Below are 17,884 nucleotides of genomic sequence, written 5' to 3' on the forward strand. Positions count from 1 at the left end.
CGTGCGTTTGGCCGTCGAATGGGAGGGCAACAATTCACCAAAACCGGTGCTGTTTCAGTTTGTTTCCAAAGACCTCGCCGGCCTTCGAATCCGCTGAAATGCTCAGCCGGCGTCCGCCCGCTCTTCGGTTTCACGCCAGGTGCCTTGCGCCAGGCCGTCTAGCGCATAAGGGCCTATGGATGAACGTATCAGCCGCAAGGTCGGGTGGCCCACGGCTGCCGTCATACGCCGCACCTGGCGGTTGCGGCCTTCGCGTATGCCCAGTGATATCCAGAAGGTCGGGATCGCCTTGCGCACCCGCACCGGCGGCTCACGCTCCCACAGGCCGGACGGGGCCTCCATGCGCTCCGCGCTCGCGGGCCGCGTGGGGCCGTCGTTGAGCAACACGCCGCCGCGCAACGCGTCCATCGCGGAGTCGCTCGGCTCACCCTCGACCTGCACCCAGTAGGTCTTGAGCATCTTGAAACGCGGGTCGCTGATGCGCGCCTGAAGCTGGCCGTCGCTGGTCAGCAGCAGCAGGCCCTCACTGTCGGCATCCAGCCGCCCGGCCACATAGACGCCGGGCAGGGCGATGAAATCCTTGAGCCCGCGCCAGCGGCCTTCCGGCGTGAACTGGCTTAGAACGCCGTAGGGTTTGTTGAAGCAGATGAGGCGGGGTGCTGCGGGGCTGACATTCGGGCTTGGCATGGGGTGATTAGACCGCAGGCCCGCTTGCAAGCTCAGGTTGCGTCCTGCTGTGGCAACTCGCCTGCGGCGTAAACATGGCTTTGTTCCGACGCTCCCAGGAAGGACGCGCCGACGAGATTCGCCCCTGTAAAGATCACGCCATCAATCGGCGAACCTTCAAAGCAGGCGCCTTGCAGATTGGCGCCCGTGAAATCGCAGGTCTTGACGTTGGCGTTCTTGAAGATGGCGCGCTCCAGGTTCGCGCCCCTGAAACTGGCGGTGATAAAGCAGCCACTGAAGTTCGCGCCTGCAAGCGTCGCGCCAGAGAAGTCGTGGTCCGCGTCGTCCAGATCAAGGGATACGAAAGAGCGCTCGCCTTGAGCGTAGCGAGCGAGGATGGAGAGTGGGCTTGAGTGTGGATGCATGGGAAGCGGCTAATGCGTCAGTCGATGAGTGACTACAGCAGCTATTAGGTGGGCTTCGAAGGCTCGGAAACTCGATAGGTTGCGAAGTGGGGAGAAATCGTCTATGAATTCAGTGACACGTGATCTGGCGCGGTGATGATTAAATTTTCGCAGTCGTTGAGTAGGCAGATCTGATGCCGCCCTTAGCGCAGCAAATAATGTCTCCTTAGCATCCGCCAATGTTTCGATGACTGTATGTCGCGGCAAATTCAACTGAACCGTTCCGTTGCGGTTGTCGGCGGCGCATCGAATCGCTATCTCATCCATCAAAAGCCAGCTCTCGATCATTCTTACAGGCACTGCTGTGACAACTGGGACCGTGAGATTTGCTGCGAGCCGAGCGGCATCTATCTGGGCAGATCGACCTTCTAAAGTCATCGCTTCGGCATCGCGGTGACAAATGATGATGTCAGGGGAATAGGCTTCGAATGCTCTTTGCAATCGATCGGACAATGCGCCATGTGCAGGGATTACCTCTCTTGCCGCAAACATCCGAAAAGTTAAGTCGGGAAACTCTGTATCTGTCACCCACTGGGCAATGTTTACCAAACCTGCATCGGAGGTGCCATCGCATACCAGGACCATGTTAATTAAGGTCAAGGTTTCAATCCTCAGACACAGTTGGAAAATCGAAAGTCGCTTGTTGAGCAGCCAATTGCCATAAGCGTCCACCTCTCAAGTCATTTTCTGGATCGACGGTGTCAGCATTTTGAAGGTAGTCAAGTAACTCCGACAAGCTTACGGGGGGCGTTAATTCTGCGTTGTAATCTTGATGGACAACTCGCCAAGAATTAGCAATTGCTCCATAGGCTGTAAATGAAGAGCGCTGCCGTCTCACCGGGACCGCGACGAGCAATTCATCCGGAACCAAATTTCTAACTACCACTGGCGAGTGGGTATTGACGATTACTTGCCTTAAAGGATTCTCGGGTCCCACCGCAGCTAGCGGGTTAACCGCCATCTCTCTCAGAAGCTCCAAAATTGCTGTTATTCGGGATGGGTGAATGCCGTTCTCAGGCTCCTCAAGGCAAATGAGTCCCTTAGATTCGGGATCGAAGGCCATTGCGGCTAGCGCAAGAAATCGAAGTGTCCCGTCCGATAGCGCTCGAGCTTTGTGAACGACACCGTTTCGCTGCTCCAGTAAAAGTGTTTTGAGTCTTCTCGTGTTATCGACATCTACGCTGATAGAACGCACCTCGGGGAGAAGAGTCGCTACACGATTGGAGATCTCTTCATTTCTTTTTAATCGCTCCAATGTAGACGGAATATGTGCCCCGTCAAAAGTGATATGAGGGTCGTCAGAAAATTCATCGGGCGATCTGAGGCTTGAAGGCTCTAACTGAAGGAGCTTCCAGCTTTGCATTTCTCTTCGAGCCGCCAACACTGTCGGTCGTTCATCTGTGTTGGCTGACCCAAGAACAGTACGAGGCGAGTTCTTTGCTGGAACCTGCGAAGGTCGTCCAGCATTTCCATCTTGACTGATGCTAATTATTGAGGTCGCCTCGTCTGTGGTTATGTACGGAGCGCGACGTTCTCCTAGAAGAGCGGTACCGAAAAAATCTTTGGAGCAGTCAAAACCGATGCGCTTTTTTGCGTTGCTTCTTGGTAAGTAAGTGAGGCGTTCGGATACCAGTTCGATGCGCTCGCTGTATTCGTCGTCGCTTACGTATTTCAGTTCAATCTGGTATGTCAAAAAAGTGGCGCTAGGTTTAGCTCTTCTTCCGAAATCATCTGTGACTTCGTCTGGAACTATCAGATCGGCTTCCAGCGCAATGTTTGACAAACTGGAGCTCGCGGTCTTTGTGAATAGTGACCGCAAGTCCCCTCGCTTGCTTCCTGAGCGATCCCTAACTCTATGCGCAGCCTCAACGATTGAGTGGTCCGCTAGATCTCGTAGGAACAATATTGCATCAAAAAGGTTAGATTTTCCCGCGCCGTTTGCGCCTGCTATGCAAGTAAATGGCCCGAATCTCACCTCGGCATCCAACAGGCTTTTGAATCCTTGAACTCTAAGTCTCGTCAACATCGTTCGGCCTTGTTGGTTTAGGCGCTAGGCGCCTTTTTCGCTCGGTTGATCGTAGCGGGCATTCAAAGGTAAGTCACCTATCCAGATTACCTTCCAAATGAATCCTTCATCCCCGTCACCCGATTGAACACGACTTTGCCGTCCTTGTGGTCAACAGTGTCCGTCACAAAGTACCCATGCCGCTCAAACTGAAAACGCGTTCCGGCAGGTACCTTGGCCAGTGAAGGCTCGACATAAGCCTTCACGGTCTTGAGGCTGTCGGCGTTCAGTTCGTCGAGAAAATCCTTGTCGCCGGTGCCGGGGTGTTCGGCGGTGAACAGGCGGTCATAGAGGCGCACTTCGGCTTCGACGGCGTCGTTGACGCCTACCCAGGTGATGACGCCCTTGACCTTGATGGCGTCGGAGCCGGGGGTGCCGCTCTTGGTGTCGGGGATCAGGGTGGCGTGGACTTCGGTCACTTTGCCGTCGGCGTCTTTGACGGCGCCTGTGCATTCGATGACGTGGCCGTATTTGAGGCGGACCTTGCTGCCGGCGATGGCCTGCTTGCTGGCGTTGACGTGGGGCGGGAACAGGCGGAAGAAACCTTTGGGCGGGGTCTCTTCGTAGTCGGTGCGTTCAATCCAGACTTCCTTGCCGATCTTGAAGTGGCGTTTGCCCATGTCTTCGTGGTGCGGGTGCACGGGGGCGCTGCAATCGTCGAGCTTGCCGGCGCCCATGACTTCGTCCCAGTTGGTGAGCACGAGCTTGACGGGGTCGAGCACGGCCATGGCGCGCGGGGCAATCGGGTCCAGCGTGTCGCGCAGCGCGCCTTCGAGGGTGCTGTAGTCGATCCAGCTGTCGCTTTTGGTGACGCCTATGCGCTCGGCGAAGAGCTGCAAAGCTTCGGGTGTGTAGCCGCGGCGGCGCAGGCCGACGATGGTGGGCATGCGGGGGTCGTCCCAGCCGCTGACGCGCTTTTCATTGACGAGCTGGGCCAGCTTGCGTTTGCTGGTGAGCACATAGCTGAGGTTGAGGCGGGCGAATTCGTACTGGCGCGGGTGCGGCGTGGCGATGAGCTTGCCTTCGGCCAGGCGGTCGAGCAGCCAGTCGTAAAAAGGGCGCTGGTCTTCAAACTCCAGGGTGCAAATGCTGTGGGTGATCTGCTCGAGCGCGTCTTCGACCGGGTGGGCGAAGGTGTACATGGGGTAGATGCACCATTTGTCGCCGGTGTTGTGGTGGTGGGCGCGGCGTATGCGGTAGATGGCCGGGTCGCGCATGTTGATGTTGGGCGAGGCCATGTCGATCTTGGCGCGCAGCACGGCGGCACCGTCGGCGAGCTTGCCGTCGCGCATTTCGCGGAAACGCGCCAGGTTCTCGTCGGGTGTGCGGCCGCGGAAGGGGCTGTTGGTGCCGGGGTGGCCGAAGTCGCCGCGGTTGTGGCGCATTTCTTCGGCGCTTTGTTCGTCGACGTAGGCGTTGCCGCTTTCGATCAGGTATTCGGCGGCGCGGTACATGAAGTCGAAGTAGTCGCTGGCCTGGTAGGCCTTGTCGTCGCCTTTGCTGTTGCCGATCTGTGCCCAGTCGTAACCCAGCCATTTGACGGCGTCGATGATGCTGTCGACGTATTCGGTGTCTTCTTTTTCGGGGTTGGTGTCGTCAAAGCGCAGGTGGCAGACGCCGCCGTAGTCGCGCGCCAGGCCGAAGTTCAGGCAAATGCTTTTGGCGTGCCCCACATGTAGGTAGCCATTGGGCTCGGGCGGAAAGCGCAGGCGCACCTTGGCGGGGTCGGGCTGGCCGGCGGCGTGATGGGCGGCGTCCCCGGGGCTGCCGCCCCAGCGGCGGCTGGCATAAGTGCCTTCGGCCAGGTCTTTTTCGATGATCTGGCGCAGGAAGTTGCTGGGCTTGTGGATTTCTTTGTCGGCGGGGGCTGAGGCAGGGGCGGGAGAGGTCATGAACTGATTTTAGGGCTTACCCGAGGAGGGTTACGTTTCGCTACTCTCTTCACGGTGCGTGCGGTATGCCATTACAGGTGGCCTGCGTTTAATAAGCACATGGGCATTTCCTGCCCTCCTAAGGAGAAATCTTATGAAGACAGCCATCAAAGCAAACCGCTCCCTCGCACTGGCAGGCGCCGCCGCCACGCTGGCCGTGGCCGCCCTGGGCTTTGCAGGTGCTGCCCAGGCCCGCGACAACGTGTCGTTTTCCGTGGGCATCGCTGCTCCGGGTGTGGCGGTAGGTGTCACCAACGCCTACCCGGTGTACCAGCAACCGGTGTATGTCCAGCCCGCCCCCGTTTACGTGCAGCCGGCGCCGGTCTACTACCCGCGCCCCGTGTATGTGCAGCCGGCACCGGTTTACTATCCGCAGCCCGTGTACTACGGCCCGCGCCACGGCCACAGGCACCATGGCGGCTACTACGTGCAGGGGCCGCGCCCCGGCTACGGTTACGGCCCTGGCTATCGTCCGGCACCGGTTTACTACCAGCGCTAAGCCTGTCTGAGGCAACCAAAAGCCCGCTTCCAGCGGGCTTTTTTTATGGCCGCCGGGAGGTCGCCCCCACGGTCGCGCACTTCGAGCCTGCGGCGGCTCCCTGCCCCTTGCACGGAGAAAGGGGCCGCCCGCCTGCGGCCCGGCAAAGCCGGTTCCGCGGCTCATGCTGGTAAAGAAAAGACTCAGGCCGCCGGCTGCCAGAAGAGGTAGTCGGCCTCGTAGGGCACGGAGACGCGCATGCCCAGGATGGCGGCTGTGCAGGGCGGGTTGGCCACTATGCCGGCCACAGTACGGCGGGCCTGGATGTAGCTGATGTTGGCGAGCATGCCCGGGGTGTCGGAGGGACCCGCCATGGCGCGCAGCAAGGGCAGGCTTCGGCCATCGCCGGGCATCTCGACAAGTTCCCGTGCGCTGACCCTGGAGCTGTCGCTGTGCACCCAGCGCGCACGCGCGCCGGGGTAGTAGGTCACGGTGTTGCCCGCGCCGTCGGCGAGCCTGATGCCCGGGGACAGCAGCAGCCAGGCGTATTCATAGGGGGCGCGTTTGACGGCCTGGCATTCATAGAGCAGGTCGCCCCGGCCCTGCGCTTCAAGCACCACGATGTGACCCGGGGGAACGCGCACGGATTCGGGCAGGTTTTGCTGGGATGGCTGAAGGTTGGGGCGCGAGCCGCAGGCGCCTAGCGCAGCCACGGCAACCAGCAGCAGCGCGCTTCGCAGCAGGCTGGGAAAGGCGCGAGAGGCTTGAGTCTGGATGTTCACAAGGGGTTCCAATGGCGGCGGATGGTGGTGTCACACCCCAGTAAATCCCTGGCGCGGAGGCACGTCTGTAGGTGGCCGGAGGGACAAGGTGCGGGGAAACGTCGGCAGGGTCGGCGCTCTGCAAAAAAGAAAAAGCCCGCAGGTGGGTGCCTGCGGGCTTTGCGTCCATGGCTGCTGAACAACCATGGACGGACGCGCTTTTGAGGGCGCGCCGGTACTACCGCCTCAGGCGGGTTTCCAGAAAATGTAATCAGCCTGGTAGGACGTGGTGAGCTTGTCGCCGATGTCGGCCTGGGTGCAGGATTTGCTGAGGTCCTGCCCGCCCTTGGTCTTGACGCGCTGGATGTAGCTGACGTTCTGCAGCAAGCCGGGTGCGGCGCCGGGTGCGCCGGTGGACAGCTGCTGGGGCAGGTTGGTGGCGCCCACGCGGGGGGCCAGGGCGACCTGGGTGCCGACAACGCTGGAGCCGTCGATGTGGGTCCAGGTGGCGGGCGGGCCGGAATATTTCGCGACGGTCTTGCCGGTGCGGTCGAGCAGGTCGGCTTCGGGCCGCACCAGCACCCAGCCTATGGTGCCGGCGGTGGTGGCATTGGCCCGGCACTCGTAGTACAGCAGGCCGCTGGCGGTGGTTTCAAGCGCGACGACATGGCCGGGCGGCACGACGACCTGCGCGTCCAGCTGGTCCTGGCTGTACTCCTTGGGCAGCGGCGCGACGCCGGAGCACGCGACCATGAGCGCGGCGGTGCCGGTGATCATGGCTGCGGTGACGGCAGCACTTTTGCTGTAAGCCCACAGGACGTTGTGCGTGCTTTTCATGAGACCCCCGGTTCTGGCCATTGCTGGCCTTGTTTTGGCTTCTGCCTGTTGTTGCATGCCAGTAAAACGCGGGGAATGAAAAAGCGCTGTAGGACGCCGCGCAGGCTTGCTGACAGCGGGTTTCCGGGGCGCTTGACGGCACGGTGGAAGTAGTTCGGGCGGACGCAAAAAAGCCCGCAGGGCAAGCCTGCGGGCCTGAAAACCGGTCCCGCCTGACGTTCGGGCCGGTGGCCCACCTTCGGAGGGGAAAGCGGCGATTCAAGGATGGAGGGCCTGGCCTCACATCGCCTTGTAGAAGATGTAGTCGGCCTGGTACTGGACGAGCTGTTTCGCGCCCGCGTTGCCGGCGGCGCAGGGCATGGCGGGGGCGATGCCGCCGCGGGTGTCCACGCGCTGGATGTAGGTGACACCGCTCATGGCGCCGCTGCCCATGGCCGGGTTGCCCTTGACGAGCTGGGTGGGGATGTTGCCGCTGCCGTTGGGGGTGACGGCGACTTGTGCGCCCGTCAGTTTGGAGCCGTCCATGGCTTCCCAGGTGGCGGGCGGGCCGTAGTACTTGCCGACCTGCTTGCCGCCGCGGTCCATGAGTTTGGCGTCGGGGCCGGCGAAGACCCATTCAAACTGGCCGGCCATGTCTTTTTTAGGGTTGCACTGGTAGGTGATCTCGCCGACGCCCACGGTTTCCATGGCGACCTTGTTGCCGGCGGGCACCTGGACGGCGGCGGGCAGGCCGGCCTGCGAATACATCGGTTGCATGGGCGACATGCTGCCGCAGGCTGTGAGCAGGGTGGCGGCAAGCAGGGACGTGAAGGCGGTGAAGCTGAGGGGACGGGTCATCATGGTGTAACTCCTCGGTGGTTGTGGACCGGCAGGCCGGCATGGCGGACGACCCCTGGCCTTTGTTGCGGGCGCTATGGCGCGGCTCGTCCTGCTGCTGATACGCGGCGGAAGCGATGCTGGATTCAAAAAAGGCGGCGTGGTGGGTGCCTGACGGCTATTGCCTACTGCCCGAAGCGCGGGCCCTTGAGCAGAAAATCCTGCTCTTCGAGCGTATCGGCCCGGCCCAGGGCCGCGTTGCGGTAAGGGAAGCGGCCGAGGCGCGCGATGATGTCCCGGTGCTGCCGCGCGAAGTCCAGGTTGCCTTGCAGGCGCTGTTTGAGTGAGTCGCGCGCGTCGGCCTGCAGGCGGGTAAAACGCGCCACGCATTCGTCCTGCAAGGCCAGGCTTTCGGCATGCATCAGCGGCATGTAGAGAAAGACCCGCCCGACGCAGGGCAAGGCCAGGTCTTCACCGGCCGCGATTGTCTGCAGCACCAGCTGCTGGGCGCGCCCATCGCCGGCAAAGGCCTGGGGCTGGCCGCGAAAGACGTTGCGGGTGAACTGGTCCAGCAGGATCACCAGGGCCAGGCGGGTGAGGGGCTTTTGCTCCCAGTCCCGCAGGCCGCCGGCCACGGCTTCCTGCACCGCATCGCCGAAGCGCGCGCGGATGTCGGCGTCGAGCTCGGCGCCGCCGCCGAACCAGCGCTTGCCGAGGTCCTGTGTGGGCCATTCCTTGTCAATGCCGTCGCCGAGCCAGAACTCAAGGACCCGGGCGGGCGTGGCGGCAGCGGACGATGGGGTGGAGGTGGGCTCGGTCATGGCGACCGCCAGCTTAGCCTACCAGCGGTCGGAGCGCAGCTGCAGGTCCCAGACACCCTTACGGATGGCGTAGACACCGACCACGCCGTAGCGCTGCTCACCCACGTTGTCCCACTTCATGGAGCCGGTGATGGGCGCGTAGCCGTCGAAGGTGCGCAGGGTCTGCGTGATTTTTTCGGGCTTGACGGAATTGGCGCGCTTCATGGCGCCGGCCAGGATGTACATGGCGTCGTAGGTGTAATGGCCGCCGTAGGCCGGCTCCATCTTGAAGGTTTCCTGGTACTTGGTCAGGAAGGCCTTGCCGTTGACGAATTCCTTGGCGTCCAGGATGGGCGAGGTGGTGTAGATGCCCTTGACCGTGTCGCTGCCCTTGAGCATGTTGGTGGTCTTGATGGTGTCGCCGCCCAGGATGCTGACCTGCTGCGTGTAGTCGATCTTCTTGAGCGCTTCTATCAGCGCCAGGATCTGGAAGTCGCCCTGCGTGGAGACGATGACCTGGACGTTGCCGGCCTTGATCTTGGCAGCCAGGTCGTCAAAGGCGGTGGTCTTGTCGTCGGATGAGTAGGTGACGACCACTTCCTTGTTGGCCTTCTTGAGTTCGGCGGCCGCACCGGTGGCCAGGCCCTTGCCATAGGTGGTGCCGTCGTCGACCACGGCGAACTTGGCAGCCTCGAGCTGGTTGGCGGCGAAGGAGCCGATGGCGCGGGCCTGCAGGTTGTCGTTGGCGACCAGGCGGAAGGTGGTGTCCAGGCCGAGTTCGGTGAACTTGGGGTTGGTCGAGATGGCGAGCTGGGCGATGTGCTTTTCGGCATAGACCGGCGCGGCCGGGATGCTGACGCCGGAATTGAGGTTGCCGATCACGGCGACCACGCCGGCATCGACCAGTTGTTTGGCGACGTCCACGCCGGCCTTGGGATCGGAGCGGTCGTCCATCGCGACGATTTCGATCTTGACGGTCTTGCCCTTGATCTGGAAGCCTTCCTTGTTGATCTCGTCCACAGCCATCTTCACGCCGTTGTGCAAATCCTGGCCCAGCGCGGCGAGGTTGCCGGACAGGGGCTGGGCGACGCCGATCTTGATGGTGTCGGGCGGGTTGTCGCAGCCAGAGAGCAGGGCGGCGCCAGCAACAACAGCGGCGGTCAGGGCGGCCAGGGTAGGGCGGCGGGTGGCGGAGTGGGTCATCGTAAAACCTCGGGTTGAGTGGTGTAACTGAATGTATGTTTCACCGTCCCGAAGCGATAGTGGGTTTGACCTACTTTTGAATGAATGTCTGAGTAGATAAGTTTTACTAATGATTCGGATTGGTTCGTTTCTCTCTGAAAACGCACCGAAATGGTTTATTTCTGGCCAGATTGGCGCGTGCTCGCGCAGGGCGCGCCGGCAGCCGCCCGATTTGTCGATTGCCGTGTTTTCAGGGAATCAGTTGTTTGCGCAGGAAAGCGCTGATCTTGCGGTCCAGCGCCGGAAGCTGGCCGCGGTCAAAGCCGGGCGGGTCCAGCAGCAGGTCTTTGGCGAGGTCGGACATCGCATCGGCGGGTGGAGGCGGCGACAGCAGCGCGCCGTGCCCGCCATCGGGCAGGTCGGCCAGGTGTTCGCAGCGCTTGCAGGCCGCGAGCACCGCGCCGCTGTGAAAGCGCGGCACCAGCCACCGGTCTTGCCCGGCGGTGACCAGCGCCAGTGGCACCGCCGGCAAGGCCAGCGAGGCCATGTCGAAGTCGGCGGCCAGCGGTACGCCGGCGACCACGGCCTGGATGCGGGCGTCGCTATGGCTTTGCCAGGTGGCGTCGCTGAACTTCTGGCGTATCACCGCCAGCACCACGGTTTTTTTCAGGCCGTCCAGCAGGCCGCCCGTGAGGCGGGTGCTCAGCCCGGCGCAGGTCTGGAAGTCCTCGGCAATGTGGGCCTCGCAATGCCGGGTGAACAGGGCCGGCGACCAGCGGCCGCCGGCCAGCGTCAGCGCCGTGTGGCCGCCGGCCGACATGCCGTACATGCCGACCTTGTCCAGCGACAGCAGCGCTGCGAAGCGCGGCTCGCGCGCGACCGCGTCGATGGCGCGTGAGACTTCGCCGGGCCGTTGCTTCCAGCTGTCGGGACCGGGGGAGGAGGGATCCATGGCGTTGTCGCCGCGGTGCTGGGGAAAGGCGACGACGAAGCCGTCTTCGACCAGGCGGCGCGCCAGGTCGGTGTAGGTCAAGGGGGAACCGCCCGAACCGTGCGAGATGACGACCAGGCGCGTGTTGCCGCGCACCGGCTGTCCGTCTTTGTCGACTTTGAGGGAATAGGAGCCGACCTGCATGGGGCGGTCTTCGCCGGCCGAAGGATAAAAAACGCTGATGGCGGCGTCGTCCTGCAGGCCCGGCAGTTTGGTAAAACCCATGCCGGCCTGCGCGCCGGCAACGGCGAGCAGCAGCAGGCTGCTGAGGATGTAACGATGCATGGGTGCTTCCTCCTTTATTGTGGGTAGCCGGTCGGCGTGACTGGCTGCGGGCTGTGCGCGACTCGGGGCATTTTCCCCGGTTTCGCGCGGCGCCTCTTTGTCGAGCCCGGCGATAATCCCCACTACTTTTTTGGAGCCAGCGTGGATATAGCACTGTTGATCAAAGCCGCCATCATGGGCATCGTCGAGGGCCTGACTGAATTCCTTCCGATCTCCTCGACAGGCCACCTCATCCTGGCCGGCGCGCTGCTCGGTTTTGACGACGACAAGGCCAAGGTTTTCGACATCGCGATCCAGACCGGCGCCATCTTCGCGGTCATCCTGGTGTACTGGCAGAAGATACGCGCGACGGTTGTCGCCCTGCCGACCGAGAAACAGGCGCAACAGTTTGTGCTCAATGTGCTGGTGGCTTTTGTGCCGGCCGTGGTGCTGGGCCTGCTGTTCGGCAAGGCCATCAAGGCCCATCTGTTCACGCCGGTTGTGGTGGCCAGCACCTTCATCATCGGCGGTTTCATCATCCTCTGGGCCGAAAAGCGCCAGCAGAACAATCCCGCCGCCGCGCGCATCCAGGAAGTGGAAGCCATGACGGTGATGGACGCGCTCAAGGTGGGCCTGGTGCAATGCCTGGCGATGATCCCGGGCACCAGCCGCAGCGGCGCGACCATCATCGGCGGCATGCTGCTGGGGCTGTCACGCAAGGCGGCCACCGATTTTTCTTTCTTCCTGGCCATGCCCACGCTGATAGGCGCGGGCGCCTACAGCCTCTACAAGGAGCGCGCGCTGCTGTCCATGGCGGACCTGCCGCTGTTCTCGGTCGGCCTGGTGTTCTCCTTCCTGAGCGCCTGGCTGTGCGTGCGCTGGCTGCTGCGCTATATCTCTACCAACAGCTTTGTGCCTTTTGCCTGGTACCGCATTGCCTTCGGCATCGTGGTGCTGGCCACGGCCTGGAGCGGGCTGGTGGTCTGGGCGGAATAAAAAAAACCGGCATCCGGTAAGGATGAGACCTAGAGGAGGAGACCGTCATGAGCTGGCTTCGGCATTTTTCTGTTCTTCTTTTTGGCCTGCTGCTGGCACCGCTGTCGCACGCGGGCGGCTTGGTATCCATCTCGTCGCAGGATGGCAAGCTGCAGATTCCCGGCTACTGGTTCGACGCCGGCGATAAGGACCCGCGGCCTGTTGTCATCGGCTTGCACGGTTGCGGCGGTGGGCTGGACAGCAAAGGCAACTTTGCCGAACGGCTTTTCCGGTATGGCGGGTACTTCAACGCCGAGCGCATGCACTTGCTGGTGCTGGACAGCTTTACGCCGCGCGGCCAGAAATCGATTTGCGAGACGCCCAACAAGCTTCGGACCATCCATGAGGCCGACCGCCGCGAGGACGTGTTCGCCGCCATTGACTGGCTGGTGAAGCAGCCGTCTGTCGACGCTTCACGCATTGTGGTCCTGGGCTGGTCGCACGGTGCGCAGACGGTGCTCAGCACCATCGACGCCACTGACAAATACGTGCAGGCGCAGAAAGTGCAGCCGCGTGCCGCCGTGGCGTTTTACCCCGGCTGCCTGGTGAACAACAAGATGTGGAACTATGAAGTCCATGTGCCGCTGCTGATCATGATCGGCGAGCTTGACGACTGGACGCTGGCCCCGGAGTGCGTCACGCTGCAGGAACGCCTGCGAAAGAACAAGGCCAACGCGGCGGTGGACCTCGTCGTCTACCCCGGCAGCTACCACGGCTTTGACGGCCCCGGCCCCGTCAAGCAAATGGAAGGCCTGGGCAACACCAAAACAGGCAAGGCCACGGTGGGTGGCAACCCCGCGGCGCGGGAAGCATCGCATGCGCGCATGTTTGAGTTTCTCTCGGCGCAGCTGGGCCAGCCTTTGCTGCTGTCGCACGCGCAACGCTTCAAGGGCCATCACTATGTGGTGCCGCCGGCTTCGGGCTTTGCTGCGGCCGACGACATGGCCGCCGTGCCGCTCAGCGATGCCGGCAAGGCGCGTTATGCCCACTTTCGCGGCTTGCCCTCGCCCAAGGCCTTCGCCGTGACGGAAAAAGGCGGCTGGTATTTGAACGCCGGCGAACCCGAGGCAATGGCCGCGACCTTCCAGGCGTGCGCGAAAGCGAAATCGAAGTGCTGGCTCTATGCCGTGGACGACCAGGTCGTGTGGCAACCCGACGTGGCGGCGCGGGCCGGCGAAGCGGGGCTCAAACGTGTGGGTGCGTCGACCCCCTGAGCGCCGCGCCGCAATGCCCGTGATTGGCGTGACGTCTGACAAGAACCGTCACATCCCGGTGTTAGGCTGGATTTTTCAACTCCACCTCTGAGGCGCACCATGAGCATTCTCGGCAAAATTTTCGGCAAGATATTTCCCTCGCTGCAAACGCCCGACCCTGTGCCACCGGTCGCCGCCGCGCCCGCCGGCACAGCACCCGCAGCACCTGCCCCGGCACCCGTAACGCCGCCCATGCAGCAAGTGGACGTCGAAGCCCTGCTCAATGGCATGGCCAGCAAGAACCCGGAGAAACTCAACTGGAAGACCTCCATCGTCGACCTGATGAAGCTCTTGCACCTGGACAGCAGCCTCGGCGAACGCAAGGAGCTGGCGAAGGAATTGGGTTACACGGGCGACATGAATGACAGCGCCACGATGAACATCTGGTTGCACAAGCAGGTCATGAACAAGCTGGCGGCCAACGGCGGCAAGGTGCCGGCCGACCTGATGGACTAGGCCCCCAGGGGAAACAGGGCTCAGGCGGACCTGAGTTTCTCGACCGGCGCCGCGTAGAGGGCCCACAGTTTGCCGTTGCTGGACGACTTGGCCAGCGTCCTGACGGCGGCTGTCGGCGGCCTCGAAGGCGCGCTCGGCCTCGCTGGAACCGGCGAGCGTCACTGGCGCGCCGAAGTGGGCATCGTGGCATTGATCTCGATAACATGGACGCTTATCCACTGTATGGACGAACCTCATGCCCGTCGATAGCCCTGACCAGACGCCTCTGATGCCTTATCAATACCCGAACCCGCCGGACGTCCGGCCGGAAATCGTGGTGCAGCACGCCATCCCCACTGATGAACGGCTCTGGGTGCCGCAGGCCGAGAACGTCTGGTTCCGCCCGCTGTGCCTCAATGCCAGCCAGGGCTACTGGATGAACCTGCTGCGTGTGCGCAAGTCCGGCGTGCTGAGCCGCCACCGCCATCCGCAAGCGGTGCACGGCTTTGTGCTCAAGGGCCGCTGGCGCTACCTGGAGCACGACTGGGAAGCCACCGAGGGCAGCTATGTGTTCGAGCCGCCCGGTGAAACCCACACGCTTTATGTGCCCGAGGACGTCGAGGAAATGATCACCTACTTCCAGGTCAACGGTGTCATGTACTACACCGACCCCTACGGCAAGGGCATGGGCTACGAGGACGTGTTCACCAAGATCGAGATGTGCAACAAGCACTTCGAGGCCGTCGGGCTGGGCGCCGACTACACCAAACAATTCATCCGCTGAGCGCGGCTGTATCTTTTCAGGAACTACGCATGACCTACCAGGCCGGACTCTTCAAAGGCAAACGCGCGCTCGTCGCTGGCGCGACGCAAGGCATAGGCGCCGTGATCGCCAACCACCTCGCGGCGCTGGGCGCCGAAGTCACGGCACTGGGGCTGGGCGGCGGCGACGGCACGCTCGATGCCGCCGTCGAAGTGCTCCAGGCCGACGTGACCTCGGCGGCCAGCCTGGACGCGGCGCTGGCCGGCATCGCCACACTGGACATCGTGTTCAACTGCGCCGGCATCATCCAGCGCGGCGCCGAGCACGACCTCGAGGTCTTCGAAAAAGTGCTGGCCGTCAACCTCACCGGCACCATGCGCGTGTGCACCGCCGTGCGCGAGCGCCTCAAGGCCAGCCGCGGCTGCATCGTCAACACCGCCTCCATGCTGAGTTTTTTCGGCGGCGGCCTGGTGCCGGGCTATGCGGCCAGCAAAGGCGGTGTCGCCCAGCTCACCAAATCGCTGGCGATTGCCTATGCACCCGACGGCATCAGAGTCAACGCCATCGCGCCCGGCTGGATCGCCACGCCGCTCACCCAGGCGCTGCAGGACGACCCGGCGCGCGCCGGCCCCATCCTGGCGCGCACGCCCATGGGCCGATGGGGCACGCCCAAGGACGTGGCCGAGGCCGCGATGTTCCTCTGCACGCCGGCGGCCGCCTTCATGACCGGCGTGATCCTGCCGGTGGACGGCGGCTACATGGTGTCGTGATGGCGCAGCCCGCCCCGTCGCAGGTCGCCGGCACGGCCGCGTTCTCGAAATTTATGCATGTGCTGCAACTCGTGGCCGATTCGGAGCAGCCGCTCAACGTCGGCGCGCTGGTCAAGGCCAGCGGCTACCCCAGGCCCACGGTGCACCGCATCGTCGCGGCCCTGGTGGCCGAGCGCCTGCTGGTCGAGAACGAGCGCGGCGCGCTGCTGGCGCTGGGCCCGCGCCTGATCCAGCTGGCCAGCCGCAGCTGGGGCCGTTCAGACCTGCGCCTGGCGGCGGTCGACGAACTCAAGCGCCTGCGCGATATCACCGGCGAGACCGTGCACCTGGCCGTGCCCAACGGCCACACCATGGTCTACATCGAAAAACTCGAAAGCCCCAGCGCGGTGCGCATGGCCTCGCGCATAGGCACCAGCGTGGCCCTGCATGCCACGGCGGTCGGCAAGGCTTATATGGCGGCGCTGGAGCCTGCCGTGCTGGAGCCGCTGCTGCGGGGTTTGCCTTTGCCGCGCTACACCGACAACACTTTGGTGAAGCTGGTCGACCTGCGCAAGCAGTTGGAGCTCACGCAGGAGCGCGGCTGGTCGATCGACGGCGAGGAACACGAAGCCGGAATTTTTTGTTATGGCGCCGTGATACGCGGCGGGCTCGGGGCGCCTGTTGCCGCAATCAGCGTGAGTACCTTGATGTTCCGCCAGAAGGCGGAGCCCGAGGAGGCTTATGTCGCGCCGCTGCTGGAGGCTTGCCGTGCGATTTCGGCGCGGATCGCCGAGACGCCGGCTTTGTCGGCGGCGGATGTTTTGTAGGCCTGCTTTCCTGATCGGCTCATCGCCCGGCCGAGCGTTCCGCCCGGACTGAGCCCTTTTCTTTCCGCCGTGCTGGGTATCTAAGCCTCTTGCTTGTTTCGACGCTCCGATCTGAACGCGCAGTCAATCGATGCGGCTCACCTCCTCATCGTCGCCATCACGCTTTCTCCCCTTTCTTTCACTTTTCTTCCAGCGCATGGGCGCCTTCCTGCTGGGGCCGGTTACGGCTTTGTCTTCTTGCGGACAAAGAAGTGACGAAAGTAAGTCGAAGGCTTGGTTTTGTATTTAAGCTCCGGCCAGGATAGTGGTTTTGTTAATGCGTTTGTGTGTATTGATGGCTCATGACCGCCATTGACGCATGGCGACAGGGTGATACAGGCTGGCGGGTGTTGCTGCGTTGTGCATCCGGACCACGATCACGATGTGCAATTTTTTTCATCTACACCCAGGAGAATGTCATGCCCACAACCCCAATTTTTAATGATGCTCAAGTTGCCACTGCCCTGACCTTCAACGGATTGGGTTTGAAATGGGCTGGAAGCGAGATCACATACAACTTTTACGTTTCCGACGGCGCTGCATATTGGCACCTCACTGCCAACCAACAGTCCATGGCCGGTTACTGGATGAATGCGTGGAACGACCTTATTGCCACCCGGATTACCCGTGTCGGCGACGGTGCACCAGCAAACATCAATTTTTCAAATGAGACCCGGGAAGATATTTCGTACGCGGATACCTCAATTGGTTTGGCAGGGGCAAATGTACTGGCTTCCGCGAGCGTGGTATTCAACGATTTGTGGGGCGACAACCTAAACACATTTCCCGACTTCCTGGCAACCAAAAACCTGATAACGCCCATTTTTGGAAAGTACGGCGCAATGGCGTATGGGCATGAAATCGGGCATGCGCTCGGCCTCTCCCACCCGGGAAGCTACAACGGCAGCGGCGCGGCGGCTGCAGCGTACATGCAGGACAGCCAGCAGTACACCATCATGTCTTATTTTTCAGCGAGCACTACCGGCGCGCAGCACGCCGGCTTTTATGCTCAAACCCCCCTGATGGACGACATCCTGGCGATCCAGTCGCTTTATGGCGCCAACCTCACCACACGCAGCGATGCGACCGTCTACGGCTTTCATTCCAGCCTGGCCGGTTCGGTCTATGATTTTTCGCGGAATACGGCGCCCATCCTGTGCATTTACGATGCCGGCGGCGATGACACCCTCGATCTGTCCGGGTACGCCACCGGGTCACGGATATCGCTGGTCGCGGGCAGCTTCTCGGATGGCGCCGGGATGACCAACAATATTTCAATCGCACGCGGTGTGACGATCGAAAATGCCATTGGCGGCAGCGGCAACGACAGCCTGACCGGCAACGGCGCGGACAATCGTCTCGACGGTGGTGCCGGTGCCGACACCCTGGTGGGTGGTTTGGGCGACGACGTCTACGTCGTGGACAACGCCGGCGACACTGTTGTCGAGCAGCTCAACCAGGGCACGGATATTGTCTATTCGGCGATCAACTACACGTTGGGCGCCAATGTAGAAAACCTCACGCTGCT

19 protein-coding genes are annotated in these 17,884 nt (G+C 62.3%); 8 read left to right on the plus strand and 11 right to left on the minus strand.

What is annotated here, in order from left to right:
- Window positions 1–102 precede the first annotated feature (102 nt).
- The 5 genes from AC1D1F_RS23260 to AC1D1F_RS23280 all read right to left on the minus strand — a co-directional run bounded on the left by AC1D1F_RS23260 (window position 103) and on the right by AC1D1F_RS23280 (window position 5,087).
- Window positions 103–687 carry a pseudouridine synthase gene (locus tag AC1D1F_RS23260; protein WP_477676180.1) on the minus strand — a complete coding sequence of 195 codons (585 nt, stop codon included), beginning with the start codon at window positions 685–687 and terminating at the stop codon, window positions 103–105.
- Between the two features lie 32 nt (window positions 688–719).
- On the minus strand, window positions 720–1,091 hold the full coding sequence (locus AC1D1F_RS23265) for a pentapeptide repeat-containing protein (RefSeq protein WP_477676181.1): 372 nt from the start codon (window positions 1,089–1,091) through the stop codon (window positions 720–722).
- Between the two features lie 9 nt (window positions 1,092–1,100).
- Window positions 1,101–1,730 carry a hypothetical protein gene (locus AC1D1F_RS23270; RefSeq protein WP_477676182.1) on the minus strand — a complete coding sequence of 210 codons (630 nt, stop codon included), beginning with the start codon at window positions 1,728–1,730 and terminating at the stop codon, window positions 1,101–1,103.
- A gap of 4 nt (window positions 1,731–1,734) precedes the next feature.
- Window positions 1,735–3,156 (minus strand): AAA family ATPase, encoded by a 1,422-nt coding sequence (locus tag AC1D1F_RS23275; RefSeq protein WP_477676183.1) that lies wholly within the window; start codon window positions 3,154–3,156, stop codon window positions 1,735–1,737.
- Window positions 3,157–3,242: 86 nt separating this feature from the next.
- Complete coding sequence (locus AC1D1F_RS23280) at window positions 3,243–5,087, minus strand: glutamine--tRNA ligase/YqeY domain fusion protein (protein WP_477696581.1); 1,845 nt, start codon at window positions 5,085–5,087, stop codon at window positions 3,243–3,245.
- Between the two features lie 133 nt (window positions 5,088–5,220).
- Between AC1D1F_RS23280 and AC1D1F_RS23285 the strand changes: the two genes are divergently transcribed.
- Window positions 5,221–5,625 (plus strand): hypothetical protein, encoded by a 405-nt coding sequence (locus AC1D1F_RS23285; protein WP_477676185.1) that lies wholly within the window; start codon window positions 5,221–5,223, stop codon window positions 5,623–5,625.
- Between the two features lie 182 nt (window positions 5,626–5,807).
- Here the strand turns inward: AC1D1F_RS23285 and AC1D1F_RS23290 are convergent, their stop codons facing one another.
- From AC1D1F_RS23290 to AC1D1F_RS23315, 6 genes are all read right to left on the minus strand, one after another.
- Complete coding sequence (locus AC1D1F_RS23290) at window positions 5,808–6,386, minus strand: DUF3455 domain-containing protein (RefSeq protein WP_477676186.1); 579 nt, start codon at window positions 6,384–6,386, stop codon at window positions 5,808–5,810.
- 225 nt (window positions 6,387–6,611) lie between these two features.
- A complete protein-coding gene (locus AC1D1F_RS23295) occupies window positions 6,612–7,202 on the minus strand; it encodes a DUF3455 domain-containing protein (RefSeq protein WP_477676187.1) in 591 nt (196 codons plus the stop codon).
- A 279-nt stretch (window positions 7,203–7,481) separates the two neighbouring features.
- Entirely contained in the window at window positions 7,482–8,042 is a 561-nt protein-coding gene (locus AC1D1F_RS23300) for a DUF3455 domain-containing protein (RefSeq protein WP_477676188.1), read from the minus strand.
- A gap of 161 nt (window positions 8,043–8,203) precedes the next feature.
- The gene (locus AC1D1F_RS23305) at window positions 8,204–8,839 is read right to left on the minus strand and encodes a DUF924 family protein (RefSeq protein WP_477676189.1); all 636 of its coding nucleotides are present in this window, start codon (window positions 8,837–8,839) and stop codon (window positions 8,204–8,206) included.
- 18 nt (window positions 8,840–8,857) lie between these two features.
- Window positions 8,858–10,021 carry a branched-chain amino acid ABC transporter substrate-binding protein gene (locus tag AC1D1F_RS23310; protein WP_477676190.1) on the minus strand — a complete coding sequence of 388 codons (1,164 nt, stop codon included), beginning with the start codon at window positions 10,019–10,021 and terminating at the stop codon, window positions 8,858–8,860.
- 229 nt (window positions 10,022–10,250) lie between these two features.
- On the minus strand, window positions 10,251–11,276 hold the full coding sequence (locus tag AC1D1F_RS23315; protein ID WP_477676191.1) for an alpha/beta hydrolase family protein: 1,026 nt from the start codon (window positions 11,274–11,276) through the stop codon (window positions 10,251–10,253).
- A 141-nt stretch (window positions 11,277–11,417) separates the two neighbouring features.
- Between AC1D1F_RS23315 and AC1D1F_RS23320 the strand changes: the two genes are divergently transcribed.
- From AC1D1F_RS23320 to AC1D1F_RS23350, 7 genes are all read left to right on the plus strand, one after another.
- Complete coding sequence (locus AC1D1F_RS23320; protein ID WP_477696580.1) at window positions 11,418–12,251, plus strand: undecaprenyl-diphosphate phosphatase; 834 nt, start codon at window positions 11,418–11,420, stop codon at window positions 12,249–12,251.
- Between the two features lie 47 nt (window positions 12,252–12,298).
- Entirely contained in the window at window positions 12,299–13,504 is a 1,206-nt protein-coding gene (locus tag AC1D1F_RS23325) for a dienelactone hydrolase family protein (protein WP_477676193.1), read from the plus strand.
- Between the two features lie 99 nt (window positions 13,505–13,603).
- Complete coding sequence (locus tag AC1D1F_RS23330; RefSeq protein ID WP_477676194.1) at window positions 13,604–13,999, plus strand: DUF3597 domain-containing protein; 396 nt, start codon at window positions 13,604–13,606, stop codon at window positions 13,997–13,999.
- A gap of 235 nt (window positions 14,000–14,234) precedes the next feature.
- Window positions 14,235–14,762 (plus strand): 2,4'-dihydroxyacetophenone dioxygenase family protein, encoded by a 528-nt coding sequence (locus AC1D1F_RS23335; RefSeq protein ID WP_477676195.1) that lies wholly within the window; start codon window positions 14,235–14,237, stop codon window positions 14,760–14,762.
- Window positions 14,763–14,791: 29 nt separating this feature from the next.
- Window positions 14,792–15,511: an SDR family NAD(P)-dependent oxidoreductase gene (locus AC1D1F_RS23340; RefSeq protein WP_477676196.1), complete on the plus strand. Its 720-nt coding sequence runs from the start codon at window positions 14,792–14,794 to the stop codon at window positions 15,509–15,511.
- A complete protein-coding gene (locus AC1D1F_RS23345; RefSeq protein ID WP_477676197.1) occupies window positions 15,511–16,317 on the plus strand; it encodes an IclR family transcriptional regulator in 807 nt (268 codons plus the stop codon). The genes AC1D1F_RS23340 and AC1D1F_RS23345 overlap by 1 nt, the downstream gene beginning before the upstream one ends.
- A 341-nt stretch (window positions 16,318–16,658) precedes the next feature.
- A partial coding sequence (locus AC1D1F_RS23350; RefSeq protein WP_477700855.1) for a M10 family metallopeptidase C-terminal domain-containing protein occupies window positions 16,659–17,884 on the plus strand: 1,226 nt, incomplete at its 3' end.

The sequence above is a fragment of the Polaromonas sp. P1_H6 genome, assembly GCF_056405195.1.

What these genes read in the sequence shown, in the direction of transcription:
- AC1D1F_RS23260 (WP_477676180.1), bottom strand. Translation starts at nt 687, where the DNA reads ATGCCAAGCCCGAATGTCAGCCCCGCAGCACCCCGCCTCATCTGCTTC.
- AC1D1F_RS23265 (WP_477676181.1), bottom strand. Translation starts at nt 1,091, where the DNA reads ATGCATCCACACTCAAGCCCACTCTCCATCCTCGCTCGCTACGCTCAA.
- AC1D1F_RS23275 (WP_477676183.1), bottom strand. Translation starts at nt 3,156, where the DNA reads ATGTTGACGAGACTTAGAGTTCAAGGATTCAAAAGCCTGTTGGATGCC.
- AC1D1F_RS23280 (WP_477696581.1), bottom strand. Translation starts at nt 5,087, where the DNA reads ATGACCTCTCCCGCCCCTGCCTCAGCCCCCGCCGACAAAGAAATCCAC.
- AC1D1F_RS23285 (WP_477676185.1), top strand. Translation starts at nt 5,221, where the DNA reads ATGAAGACAGCCATCAAAGCAAACCGCTCCCTCGCACTGGCAGGCGCC.
- AC1D1F_RS23295 (WP_477676187.1), bottom strand. Translation starts at nt 7,202, where the DNA reads ATGAAAAGCACGCACAACGTCCTGTGGGCTTACAGCAAAAGTGCTGCC.
- AC1D1F_RS23300 (WP_477676188.1), bottom strand. Translation starts at nt 8,042, where the DNA reads ATGATGACCCGTCCCCTCAGCTTCACCGCCTTCACGTCCCTGCTTGCC.
- AC1D1F_RS23305 (WP_477676189.1), bottom strand. Translation starts at nt 8,839, where the DNA reads ATGACCGAGCCCACCTCCACCCCATCGTCCGCTGCCGCCACGCCCGCC.
- AC1D1F_RS23310 (WP_477676190.1), bottom strand. Translation starts at nt 10,021, where the DNA reads ATGACCCACTCCGCCACCCGCCGCCCTACCCTGGCCGCCCTGACCGCC.
- AC1D1F_RS23315 (WP_477676191.1), bottom strand. Translation starts at nt 11,276, where the DNA reads ATGCATCGTTACATCCTCAGCAGCCTGCTGCTGCTCGCCGTTGCCGGC.
- AC1D1F_RS23325 (WP_477676193.1), top strand. Translation starts at nt 12,299, where the DNA reads ATGAGCTGGCTTCGGCATTTTTCTGTTCTTCTTTTTGGCCTGCTGCTG.
- AC1D1F_RS23330 (WP_477676194.1), top strand. Translation starts at nt 13,604, where the DNA reads ATGAGCATTCTCGGCAAAATTTTCGGCAAGATATTTCCCTCGCTGCAA.
- AC1D1F_RS23335 (WP_477676195.1), top strand. Translation starts at nt 14,235, where the DNA reads ATGCCCGTCGATAGCCCTGACCAGACGCCTCTGATGCCTTATCAATAC.
- AC1D1F_RS23340 (WP_477676196.1), top strand. Translation starts at nt 14,792, where the DNA reads ATGACCTACCAGGCCGGACTCTTCAAAGGCAAACGCGCGCTCGTCGCT.
- AC1D1F_RS23345 (WP_477676197.1), top strand. Translation starts at nt 15,511, where the DNA reads ATGGCGCAGCCCGCCCCGTCGCAGGTCGCCGGCACGGCCGCGTTCTCG.